The organism is Sphingomonas sp. Root710, from assembly GCF_001429065.1.
In the GTDB taxonomy this organism is placed as follows: Bacteria; Pseudomonadota; Alphaproteobacteria; order Sphingomonadales; family Sphingomonadaceae; genus Rhizorhabdus.
Genome location: NZ_LMIB01000012.1, coordinates 64,783 through 76,819 on the forward strand (window position 1 = coordinate 64,783; position 12,037 = coordinate 76,819).

The 12,037-nt window shown below is 65.7% G+C and carries 9 protein-coding genes; 1 reads left to right on the top strand and 8 read right to left on the bottom strand.

Translation table 11 applies throughout. The annotated features are described in order from the left end of the window. Positions 1-4 precede the first annotated feature (4 nt). Positions 5-655 (bottom strand): TetR/AcrR family transcriptional regulator, encoded by a 651-nt coding sequence (locus ASE00_RS10220; RefSeq protein WP_056379907.1) that lies wholly within the window; start codon positions 653-655, stop codon positions 5-7. After that, a complete protein-coding gene (locus tag ASE00_RS10225; RefSeq protein ID WP_235538624.1) occupies positions 652-1,827 on the bottom strand; it encodes an iron-containing alcohol dehydrogenase in 1,176 nt (391 codons plus the stop codon). Before ASE00_RS10225 ends, ASE00_RS10220 begins: the two co-directional genes overlap by 4 nt. Positions 1,828-2,088: 261 nt before the next feature. Here ASE00_RS10225 and ASE00_RS10230 point away from each other — a divergent pair, with 261 nt between their 5' ends. After that, entirely contained in the window at positions 2,089-3,237 is a 1,149-nt protein-coding gene (locus ASE00_RS10230; protein WP_056379909.1) for a CaiB/BaiF CoA transferase family protein, read from the top strand. A 153-nt stretch (positions 3,238-3,390) separates the two neighbouring features. On the opposite strand, the gene ASE00_RS10235 is transcribed toward ASE00_RS10230, so the two are convergent. From ASE00_RS10235 to ASE00_RS10260, 6 genes are all read right to left on the bottom strand, one after another. Further along, positions 3,391-4,290, bottom strand: coding sequence for an MBL fold metallo-hydrolase (locus ASE00_RS10235; protein WP_056379911.1), 900 nt, complete (start codon positions 4,288-4,290; stop codon positions 3,391-3,393). 181 nt (positions 4,291-4,471) lie between these two features. Beyond that, complete coding sequence (locus ASE00_RS10240; RefSeq protein ID WP_056379913.1) at positions 4,472-6,748, bottom strand: TonB-dependent receptor; 2,277 nt, start codon at positions 6,746-6,748, stop codon at positions 4,472-4,474. A 369-nt stretch (positions 6,749-7,117) separates the two neighbouring features. Further along, the gene (locus ASE00_RS10245) at positions 7,118-8,296 is read right to left on the bottom strand and encodes a dipeptidase (protein ID WP_056379915.1); all 1,179 of its coding nucleotides are present in this window, start codon (positions 8,294-8,296) and stop codon (positions 7,118-7,120) included. Continuing rightward, on the bottom strand, positions 8,293-9,867 hold the full coding sequence (locus ASE00_RS10250; RefSeq protein WP_056379917.1) for a serine hydrolase: 1,575 nt from the start codon (positions 9,865-9,867) through the stop codon (positions 8,293-8,295). The genes ASE00_RS10245 and ASE00_RS10250 overlap by 4 nt, the downstream gene beginning before the upstream one ends. 2 nt (positions 9,868-9,869) lie before the next feature. After that, complete coding sequence (locus ASE00_RS10255) at positions 9,870-11,000, bottom strand: hypothetical protein (RefSeq protein WP_056379919.1); 1,131 nt, start codon at positions 10,998-11,000, stop codon at positions 9,870-9,872. After that, a complete protein-coding gene (locus ASE00_RS10260) occupies positions 10,997-12,037 on the bottom strand; it encodes a DUF1611 domain-containing protein (protein WP_056379921.1) in 1,041 nt (346 codons plus the stop codon). Before ASE00_RS10260 ends, ASE00_RS10255 begins: the two co-directional genes overlap by 4 nt.

The window sequence follows — 12,037 nt, forward strand, 5'->3', positions numbered from 1 at the left end:
TGGTTCAGTTCACGGCGACGAGCCGCAGGCACGCTTCGACCGCCTGGTCGACGACTGCCTCCGCTGAACGTTTGCTGCCTGGCCGATAGCAATAGGTTATCCAGCTCAACAGGCCGCCGATCCAGATCGACATCGAAGCCGCGTCGGGGACGGTGATGAAGCCGTCGCGTACGCAGTCATCGATCAGTTTGCCGATACGCAGGTCGAACTCGTGGCGCAGGCGCAGAATGCGCTGCGCATCGTTCCGGTCCAGGTTCATCATCTCGCGCTGATAGACGACGAGATATTCGTGCCTCGCGACGATGATCTCCGCAACCTCGCGCAGCGAGGCCTTGAGCAGATCGATCGACGTGCGTTCGGTTTCCTCGATCCGGTCCAGCGCGGCCAGCGATTCCTTGACACCCAATTCGCAGATCGCGCTGAGGATCGCGCTCTTGCCCTTGAAATAGGTGTAGAGGAACGGCTTGGTCGCGCTCAGCCGGTCGGCCAGCATTTCCAGCGTCGCCGCTTCATAGCCCCTCTCGCAGAACAGGGCGCTCGCCTCCTCGAGGATACGGGCCCTCTTGAAGGCGACGACGCCCGGCTTGATCTCGCGGCCCGTGGGGGCTGCGGCGGCGGCGGGAGCGGTCTTGGTGGCGGCGCTGGACTTGGTCATGCGGCTCTTCTTAGGATCTCCAGGATGTCGGTCGGGGACCGAACGGGGCGCGGGTTCGTCCTACCCCATATATCAAGCATGGTATATTCCGCTACTTTCTGGAACTGATCCTCGGTGACGCCGACTTCGCCCAGCGTGCGGGGCATGCCCAGGCTGCGGATGAAGGCGTCGGCGCTCTCGGCGGCGGTCGCATGGGTATTGCCCATGCACGCGTTGATGCGATGCTGCCTGCTGTCGTCATATTCGGCGTTCCAGGCGAGGACGTAGGGCGCCATCACCGTCGAGCAATAGCCGTGCGGCACGTTGCAGGTGCCGCCGAGGATATGGCCGATCGCGTGGCTCGCGCCCATCGGCACGCCGCCGATGATCGATATCATCGATTGCCATGCGCCGACCTGGCATTTGAGCCGTCCTTCCATGTCGTTGGGATCGGCCTTGGAGCGCGAAAGCCCCTCGACCAGCAGCCGCAACGCATTGTCGGCGAGACCGTCGGCGAAGTCGTTCGACTGTTCGGAGGCCATCGTCTCGATCGCATGATCGACCGAGCGGACGCCGGTCGACAGCCACAGCCATTCGGGGGTGTAGACCGTCATCGCGGGGTCGAGCACGACCATGATCGGGGCCATTCCGCGATGCTCATAGCCCTGCTTGTGGACGGTCTTCTCGTCGGTCGAGCCCGACAGCGCGTTGAACTCGCCGCCCGACAGGGTGGTCGGCACGCAGATCGTGCGGATATCGGGGCCGACCTTCAGCGGGTTGATGACATTGCCCGCATCGTCGACATAGACACGCAGCGGCTCGAAATCCTCGACCGTCCGCACATCATGCTTGATCAGCAGCGGCACGATCTTGCCCGCATCGCTGATCGAACCGCCACCGATCGTGACGACCAGGTCGGCATTGACCGCGCGCGCCGCATCGGCGGCAGCCAGCACGCCCGAACGCGGCGCGTGCGGCGCAAGGCCGCTATGCGTGGCGGCATGGCGATCGCCCAGCGCCGCTTCGATCTTGCTGATTTCATCGGTGTTCCGGCGCAGGCTGTCCGACGTCAGCAGGAACACCTTGCGCGCCCCCATCGCCTCGGCCTGATCGCTGATCGCTTCCCGCGCCGGCTGCCCCATCGTGACCCGCTCGGTCACGGTGAAGGTCATCTGGCTTGCTGTGAGGCCCACGACATTCTCCTTCCTCTCATACACCCGTTCGGATGTTGCACGAATAGTGGCACAGCGCGTTCATACTGTATAGTATATTTTCGGACCAATGTTAAAATCGTCGCCGCATCGCGGCTTGACGCAACACATACCCATTGGTAGGTCGATTGGACGATATGGCCGGGAAGGCGCTGTAAAGCCGCCGGCGGGGCGTTGGGGAGTATAGCATAAGATGCCGGCAACCGACCATGTCTGGCCCGCCGCGGCGACAGGCGTTCCGGCATGACGGGGCCGCTTTCGGGAATCCGCATCGTCGAGTTCGCCGGCCTCGGCCCGACGCCGTTCGGCGCGATGATGCTCGCCGACATGGGCGCGGAGCTGCTGCGCGTCGAACGGCTCGGCAAGCCCAGCTTCGGCGGGGGGGACGATCGCGACGATTATCTCAATCGCGGCCGCCCCTCGATCGCGCTCGATCTTAAATCCGCCGGCGGCCGCGCGCTCGCGCTCGATCTGGCCGGCAGCGCCGATGTCGTGATCGAGGGCTTCCGGCCCGGCGCGATGGAACGGCTGGCCCTCGGCCCCGATGTGCTGACCGCCGCCAATCCGCGCCTTATCTATGCGCGAATGACCGGCTGGGGCCAGTCCGGCCCGATGGCCGACAAGGCGGGGCATGACATCAACTATCTGTCGATGACCGGCGGGCTCTACCTGATCGGCCCGCAGGACGGCGTCCCCATGCCGCCGATCAACTATGTCGCCAATTTCGGCGGGGGCGGCATGCTGATGGCGGTGGGCGTGCTCGGCGCGCTGGTCGAGCGCTCGGTCAGCGGCCGCGGCCAGGTGATCGACGCGGCGATGGTCGACGGCGCGTCGCTGCTCGCCACGCAGATATTCTCTTGGATGGCGATGGGCCGCTGGCGGCCCGGGCGCGGCGGCAACCTGCTCGACGGCAGCGCCTATTTCTACCGTTGCTACCGCACCGCCGACGACAAGTTCATCGCCGTGGGCGCGCTGGAGCCGCAATTCCATGACGCCTTCATCCGCGGCGCCGGTCTCGATCCAGCGCAGTTTGGCGATCATCTGAATCCGGCGCATTGGGCTGAACGCGCCGCACAGCTCGACGCGATCTTCCGCACCCGCAGCCGCGACGAGTGGATTGCGCATTACGCGCCGTTCGATGCTTGCCTGAGCCCGGTGCTGAGCCCCGAGGAGGCGCTGACCCATCCCGCCAACCTCGCCCGCGACGTCCATGTCGCGGTCGGCGGCCGGATGCAGCCCGCCCCCGCCCCCCGCTTCAGCCGCACCCCCGCGGACCCGCCCTCGCCTCCGGCCCGGCCCGGCGAGGGCGGCGACGCGCGGCTGCGCGCCTGGGGGATCGATGCGGTACGGATCGGCCAGCTGTCCGGAGAGAACAGCCTGCTGGCGCTCTGAGGCGAAAATCGTTCCACCTCTTCTCGTCACCCCGGGCTTGACCCGGGGTCCCGCTTCTTCCTTCTACTTGGCCAAGAAAAGCGGGACCCCGGATCGCGTCCGGGGTGACGCAACAATGTGATGAGGGGCGCTCCCTTTCGGGACGCAGCGCCGTCAGATCGCCGGAGACAATATCGGCCGGAAACCCGCGCCCTCGCGCACCACCCGCGCGACATGTTCGCCGCCGAAATGCGCGGGGATCAGCAGCGCCTCGCGATCGGCGGCCTCGCCCAGCACCTGCCGCCGCGTCTCGCGCGCCTGTTCGGCATCCTCGCAGAAGGCGCTGTTCCATTCGGGGCAATAGATTTGCGCGGGATGGTGGACCACGTCGCCGACGAACATCGCCTCGGCGCCGTCCGACGCCACCCGCATCACCGTGCTGCCCGGCGTATGGCCGGGGCGCGCGTGCAGCGTCAGGCCTGGCGCGACCTCGAAGCCGTCGTCGGCCCACTCGGCGCGCCCGGCCTCCAGGATCGGGCGGACGCTGTCCTCGAACATGCCGCCATTGACGAGGGTGCCGATCGCACCGGGGCCCGCGGTCTCGACCAGCGGGTCCCAATAGTCGCGGTCGCGGACCGGCAGGACATAGCGGGCGTTGCGGAAAGTGGGCTCCCAGAACCCATCGACCAGCCGGGTGTTCCAGCCGACATGATCGACATGGATATGCGAGCAGACGACCGTATCGATATCGCCGGGCTGGAAACCCGCGGCGGCGAGACGGTCGAGGAAATCGGTCTGGAGATTGCCGAAGATCGGCAGGTCGGGACGGTCCTTGTCGTTGCCGGCCCCGGTGTCGAACAATATGCGCTGGTCGCCGGTATCGAGCACCCAGCTTTGCAGGAAGGCGAAGAGCTTGCCTGACGCCGGATCATAATAATCCGGTGTGAACTCCTCCTCATGATCGCGCCAGTGGTCCGCGTCGAACCCTTGAAAAAGCTCGCCGGGAGGGCTGAAGGTCCCGCGCCATTCCTCGATCCGGTGCACCCGGATCTTGCCAATGGTGAAGCGGTCCATCCTGCCCTCCCGGCGATTATGTCAGTTCATACTGGCCTTGGGGCGTGTCGACATTCAGTTCAGATCGAGCCGAAAATTGTGGTTTCTCGTGACCCGGAGCGCAGTACTCAAAGGTACGTGAACACCGGAAGCGCGGGAAACCGCCATTTGCAGGCCGATACGGGGTGAATGGCGATACGCCCTAGAAGTTGAAGCCGAGCGTGGCGCCGTACGTACGTGGCGGCATCACCGAACCGACGCGGGGATAGGCATAGGTCGCAGCGGCGATGATGTTGTTCGCGATCACGAACTTGTCGCCGATATTCTTCACCCAGGCGCCCAGCGACCAGCGGTCGTCGGCGGCATGATAGGTGATCCCGGCATTGGCCATAAGATAGGACTTCTGCTCGGCGTCGCGGTTGTTGAACTCCGAGAAGTAGACCTTGCCCTGCCATTTGGCATCGCCGTTGATGCTGATCTTGCCCTCGCCGATCGGCACGTCCCAGTTGAAGCCGCCGCCGAACGAGAAGCGCGGCGCGTTCGGCAGGCGCTTGCCACTCAGGTCGACCAGCCCCGGATCGCTCGGGCAGACCGGATAGGAGATGCCGGGCCGCGCCGGGAAGGCCGCGCCATAATAGGCGTTGCAGAACTTCTTGAACTTGGCGTTGAGGTAGGAAGCGTTGGCGTTGATCGTCAGGCCGCCGCCGACCTTTCCTTCCAGTTCCAGTTCGCCGCCGAAGTTGCGCGCGGTCGCCGCGTTGATCGTCTGGACGATGCTGTTCGCGTTGACGAAGCTGACCTGCAGGTCCTTGTAATCATAGTAGAATACCGCGCCGCTGAAAAGGATGCGGTTGTCGGCCAGACGCTGCTTGAAGCCCGCTTCATAGGACCACACCGTCTCCGGGTTGATCGCGGGATCGGCACTGCCGACGTTGATCACGCCCGATTTGAAGCCCTTGGTGACGCTGGCGTACAGCATCGTCGTGTTGGTCGGGCGGAACTCGATCAGGGCCTTGGGAGTGATCGACGACCAGCCCTTCGATTCATCGGTCGGGATGTTCAGGCCGATCGCGTCGAAGCGGAAATAGCCGTCGCCCTTGCGATGCTCGTAATTGTAGCGCGCGCCGGCGGTGATCTTGACGGTCGGGCTGATCTCATAGGCGGCCTGGAGGTAGACGCCGACCGCGTCGATCTTGACCACGCCGTTCTGCTCATAAGCGCCGCTGTCGAAGGTGTTGGCGGGCAGGCCGAACAGCACGCCCAGATTGGTCGTCGGCACCAGCACCTGACCGCTCAGCTTCTCGTGCAGATACATCGCGCCGGCCAGCAGCGAGAAATCGTCGCGCTCATAGTTCAGCGTGATTTCCTGGCTGATCGAGCGGCTCTTCTCGACATAATTGTTCTGGCCGGCGAGGTTCACCTGCGAGGAGTCGAGGTCGTCGCGCTGGAAGCGGTCGAACGAGCGATAGGCGGTGATCGTCTTGACGGTCGCGTCGTCGCCCAGGTTGAAGTCGAGCGTGCCGGTCGCGCCATAGCCCTTGCGGCGGTTGATCGCTTCCTGATCCGAATAGATGTTGCGCAGGTTCGGCTTCTTACCCAGCGCGTTGTAATAGCCGAGGATCGTCTGGCCGCCGATCAGCGTATGGGGCAGCGCGTTGTCGGGAACCACGCTCGGGCCGAAATAGTGGAAGGCGTAGTTGTTGTCGTCCTCGTGGAAATGGTCGAGGACCAAGGTCGCCTTCACGCTGTCGCTCAGCTGGCCGATGATCGTGCCGCGCAGCGCATAGGCGTCGCGGTCGTCGACGTCGGCGCCGGTGAACAGGTTCTTGCCGTAGCCGTCGCGCTTTTCATATTTGCCCGCGACGCGGACGAGCAGCTTGTCGTCGCCGGTCACGCTGCCGCCGATCGCGCCTTCGAGGATCTTGGCGTCATAATTGCCATAGGTCGCGCGGACGAAGCCGCCCAGTTCCTCCTTGGGCTTGGCGGTCACCAGGTTGATCGCGCCCGCGGTCGCCCCGCGGCCATAGAGGATCGACTGGGGCCCGCGCAGCACTTCGATCTGCTCGAGGTCGAAGAAGCCGCTGAGCTGCTGCGCCGGGCGCGGCAGGATCGCGCCATTCTGCAGGAAGGCGACCGCGCCCTCACCGCCGACGTCGAAATTGTTGAGGCCGACGCCACGGATGAAGGTGCGGTTCACGCCGAATTGGTCACCGATCGACACGTTGGGAACGACGACCTGAAGGTCGCCGATGTTCGACACACCGCCCGGGCCGAGGTCGGCGGCGGTCACTGCCGTAACGGCGGCGGCGACGCGGCTGAGGGTCGTGTTCTGGCGGGTCGCGGTGACGATGATGTCGGTGGCGTCGACACCCTCGGCCGCTGCTTGCGGCGCGGCGCCGGTGGCCTGCGCGTTGGCGGCAGCCGGAAGCATGAGCATCGCGAGCGATGCGTAGCAGATGGAATGAAGGCGGATGGTCATCGACACTCCCCATGATTGGCCGCGTATCTTACTGCGGCTTCCTTATCGATACTCACGGGTATATCTATCTTTACGTCGGTATTCAAGAGCTATGGCGCGGCAAGCAATTTCCCGCTTTTCCGTCAGGCCGAACGGCGCAATGCCTCCGAGCCGCGCAGGTTCAGGCCTCCGACCCGACGGTATATCTGGATGATTCGCCGCGCTGCGGCGGGCACGGCTGGCCTGCCAGCGGATGGCACGGCGCGATACTGCCGCAGCCGAAATTAATAAACGCCAGTGCGCTGTGCCGGGATGGAGGCAGGTGCCGATCCCGGCCCTCGCATTATCGATGCGCCGGAGCGCCGATCCGATGCGTTCGGATCGTCGGCTCTAATGCTGGTTCTGCGCGATGACACGCAGCACATTGCCGCTCCAGATCTTCTCGATGTCGGCATCGCTATAACCTGCCGACTTCAGACGCGCGGTAACCTTGGGAAACGCCGAGATATCATTGATCCCTTCGATGCCGCCGCCGCCGTCCCAGTCCGCTCCGACGCAGACATGGTCGACGCCCGCGACCTCGATCGCGCGCAGCAGCTGCGCCATGAACTTCTCGAAATCGGCGTTCCACATCTTCTCGCGCTGGTCGAGCGCCTGCCATTTGCCGATCAGTTCGGCCTGCTGCGCGGGGGTCATCGTGCCGATCAGCTCATAGTCGCCGAACAGCTTGGCGCGCTCGGCGGTCAGGTTCATCTCCGACAGATAGATGGTCGAGATGCACATCGCTCCGCCCTTGGCGGCCAGCTTGCGCAGCCGCCCCTCGTCGAGATTGCGGGGATGGTCATAGGCTGAGCGCAGGCTCGAATGCGACAGCAGGATCGGATATTTCGACAGCTCGAGCAGCTGGTCGAAAGTCGCGTCCGACGAATGGCTGGCGTCAATGGTGATGCCCAGCCGGTTCATCTCCTTCACCCAGTCACGGCCGAGCGGGCTGAGCCCGCCCCAGCGCGGGGTGTCGGTCGCGGAATCGGCGAACTGGTTGTTCTTCGAATGCACCGGCCCCGCCAGCCGCACGCCCTTGGCGTAGAACTCGCCGAGCAGCGACAGGTCCTCGCCCAGCGGATAGCTGTTCTCGATCGACTTGAACGCGATCAGCTTACCCGCGCGATTGAGACGGCGCGCATCATCGGCGCTGAGCGCGGGCGCGATCAGCGCGTCATAGCGCTTGATCGTGCGGTCGATCAGGTCAGATCGGCCGCGCGCGAAAGCCAGCGCGTCGGCATAGCCCTTGGCGGTCAGCGGCCCCTGCTCAGTGTAGATCACGAAAAAGCCGCCATCGAGCGCGCCCTCGCGCATCCGGCCGATGTCGACCTGCGACAGGTCGTTCGCGAATGTGTGGCGCCCGTCGAACCGCCATTCGGGACGGTTGAAGTGAATCGGCGTGTCGAGATGGGTGTCGAGCACCAGCAGCCGCTTGTGCAGCGCCGCCGCATCCCCGCCACCCGGCGTCGTGGTCGTGGTGCAGGCCGACAGCGTGCAGGCCGCCAGCGCGATCGCGAGCGTCCTCATTTCGCGTCCACCACCGGCTTCAGGTCGAGATCCTGATAATCCCAGCTGAAATCCGCGATCGGATTGGCCGCCTTCATCGTCACGCCCGTCACCTTTCCATCGGCATCCAGTGCGAAGGTGACATAGGCCGGTTCGATCGCCTTGTCGTCATATTCGCTGACGAAGCTGTCATATTGCCAATGCTTTAGCTTGCCCACCATGCGCGGGGTGGAGGTGAAGTCCATCGTCAGCCCGTCCGGCGTCGACGCCACCACGACGTCGCCATACCAGGGGTCGCGATAGCGCCCGGCATAGCGCGAAAGATCGAGCGAAGGGCCGACCTTGACCGGCGTCGCCTGCTTCTGGGTCAGCGCAGCGCGCCCGCCTTCCAGCCGCGTCTCGTACCAATTCTGCCACTTGGTCGGCCAGTCATAGTCGGACGCGCCGAGATAATGGTCGAGGATCATATAATAGAGGCCGAGCAGCATGCCGCTGTCCTCGGAATTCATCATGATCGCAAAGGCGATGTTGCGATCGGGGACGATCACGACCCGGGTAATCGATCCGAATACGCCGCCGCTGTGCGCAATGATCCGGTGGCCACGATAATCCTGGACCTGCCAGCCCAACGCATAGGCCTGGTAATTGGGCATGGCGGGGGCGAGCGCGGGGGGCAGCTGGGTGATCGGCATCGTCACCACCGGGTTCCACATCTCCAGCGCCTGCTTCTCGCTGAACAGCCGCTTGCCGTCTGGCAGCCCGCCATGGGCGAGCTGGATCTTCAGCCAGGCGGCCTGATCCTCGGCGCTCATCGCGATGCCGCCGGCGGGCGCGCCGTTGCGGCCCAGCTCGTCGCGTTCGTCGAGCAGCTGCTGGGGCCCGAGGCCGCGCAACGGTCCCGAAAGCCGCGCATGCGGGTAGGAGCGGTTGACGACGCGGAAGCGGTCCTCGCTGTCGGTGGTCGCGTCCTTCATCCCGCCCGCGCGCAGCAGCCGCTCGCGCACGAAGACTTCCCATGTCTTGCCGGTGACTTCCTCGATCAGCTGTCCGGCGACCGCATAGAGGATATTGTCATAGGCATAGCCCGACCGGAAACTCGTTTTGGGCTTCAGATAGGCGACATGCTCGACGGTCTGCTTGCGGGTCAGCTTCGTGCGCGGCACGAACATCAGGTCGCCCTGCCCCAGCCCGAGACCGCTGCGATGGACCAGCAGGTCGCGCACCGTGATCTCGCGCGTCACCCACGGATCGGACATGCGGAACCAGGGCATGTGCTTGATCACCGGATCGTCCCAGGCGATCTTGCCCTCATCGACCAGGATCGCGAGCGCCGCCGCGGTCATCGCCTTGCCGGTCGATCCGGTCTGGAAGATCGTGTGGCTGTCGACCTTGGCGCTTTCGCCCAGCTTGCGGATGCCCCAGCCCTTGGCGAGCGTGGTCTTGCCGTTTTCGACGATCGCGATCGACACGCCGGTCGCGCCGACCTTCTGGCGGAAAGCCTCGACCTTGGCGTCGAGGTCGGCGGGGGGTGCTGCCATGGCGGGCGCGGCCACGGCCAGCAGCCCGAGGGCGATCAGATGGAACGGCTTCACGGTCAGATCTCCGTCGAAGAGGAAGGGGTACGGAACAGGCGCCAGACGCCGATCGTCAGCAGCGGCGCGAGATAGACGGCCAGGAACATCCAGGCGAGGAAACGGTAACCGCTGGCGATCAGCGTGATCAGGCCGATCCGCGCAGCGACGAACATGCAGCCGGTCAGGATCGCAGCACCGATAGCCGCGCGCGCGGCGGTGCCCAGCGGCGAATGTCCGCTCGCCTCGACCGCGCCCGAAACGCGCTCGTTGACGGCGTGCACCGCTCCCGCCCCGCTTTCGAGCAGCGCGCCGAAGATCATGATCTGGAACAGCAGCTGGAAGCCCGGCACGTCCATATGGCGCAGCAGGAAATCGGACGGCAGCGCCTCCGCCCCGATCGCGGGATAGAAGGCCATCATCGCGACGAAGAACAGGATGGCGGGCAGCATCGCCAGCGGCCCGGCGATCGCCCCCGCCACCAGCGCATCGCGGCGGCTGGTCAGGTGGCGCAGCACCGGCAGGATCACCACCGCGCCGACGATATTATAGCTGGCATAGGTCAGCCCGCCCGCCATCCAGCCCGGCGCGGGGGGAGCCGCCTGGGCGAAACCCTGCCCGATCAGCCCGCCGAAGCTCGCCAATGCCAGGACGAGGAACAGCGCATAGACCGCATAGAGCAGGATCGAAACATATTTGAAAAGCTGCTCGACCGCGCCGGTGCCCAGCGCGGTGGTCGCGACGATGCCGGTGGCGAGCAGGACCGAACCCGCCGCTTCGGGCCAGCCGAAGGTCGCAGCACCGATCGCCCCCGCCGCCGCGCCGAACACCGCGAGGATCAGGATCACGAAGATCAGATAGGCGATCTCGAACGCGATCCAGGCCGGGCCGAGCAGCCCCCGGAAGAAGCTGCGATAATCATAGGCGTTCATCGCGCGGGCGAGCGCGAAGGTCAGCGCAGCGATGAGGCTCCAGATCAGCGTGGCGAGCAGCATCGCCAGCAGCCCGCCCCACGGCCCCGACGGCACGAAATATTCGGCCAGCTCGCGCCCGGTCGCATAGCCGCCGCCTATGATCACCGCCTTGAGCGCGAAACCCGGTAACAGGAAACGCTGGAACCAGCTTGAGCCGGTGGCGGAATCGCCGGGCGTCATGCGAGGCAGTTCGTCACCAGCGCATCGAATGCCGCGCCGCCGCGGATCGGATCGGCGACCGGCAGGCCGAGCCGCTTGCTCTCCGCCGCCATCAGCGCTTCCGCCTCTTCCCCGCCATGGCGCGCGGTGTTGAAGCTTACCCCGCCGCAACGGATCGCGGCGTTGGTGCGGCTGCCCAGCCGGATCGTCAGGTCGATCACCTCCTCGATCGTGGGCAGCGGATAGCCGTCGATACCCAGGATCATCGGCCGGGCGGGATCGTGGCACACCACGAAGACATCGGGCTGGCTGCCGTGGAGCAGCCCCAGCGTCACCGCCGCATAGGCCGGATGGAACAGCGATCCCTGCCCTTCGATCACGTCCCAATGGCCGTCCGGCGCATCGGGGCTCAGCATCTCGGCCGCGCCCGCTTCGAAGTCGGAGATCACCGCATCCATCGGGATGCCGCCGCCCGCGATCATGATTCCGGTCTGGCCGGTCGCGCGGAAATCGGCGTCGACACCCTTGGCCACGAAGGCGCGATGCAGCGCCAGCGCGGTATATTTCTTGCCGAGCGCGCAGTCGGTGCCGACGGTCAGCAGCCGTTTGCCGCTGCGCTTGCGCCCGGTGGCGATCGGGATGGCGGCGGGCGGCGTGCGGATGTCGATCAGCCGCCGCCCCGTCCGCCGCGCCGCCTCCGCCAGCGCGGGGACGTTGGCCAGCCGCTCGTGCATGCCGCTGACGAGGTCGAGCCCCGCCTCCATCGCCGTCACCAGCGCGCCGATCCAGCTTTCGCCGATCACCCCGCCCTGGTTGGCGACCCCGATCACCAGCGACCGGGCCCCCGCCGCCTTCGCCTCGGCGGGCGAAAGGCGCGGCAGGCCGGTGCTGACGGTGCATCCTTCCACCGCCAGCTCGCCGACACAGCGGTCGCGCGCCCAGTCGACCAGCCCGAAGGCCGTCTTGGCAAAGCCCGCCTCGGTCGTGTCGCCGAGAAACAGCAGATAGGGCTGTGGCAGCGTCATGCTATCGGCCAGCTGGCCCACGGGCGCATTCAT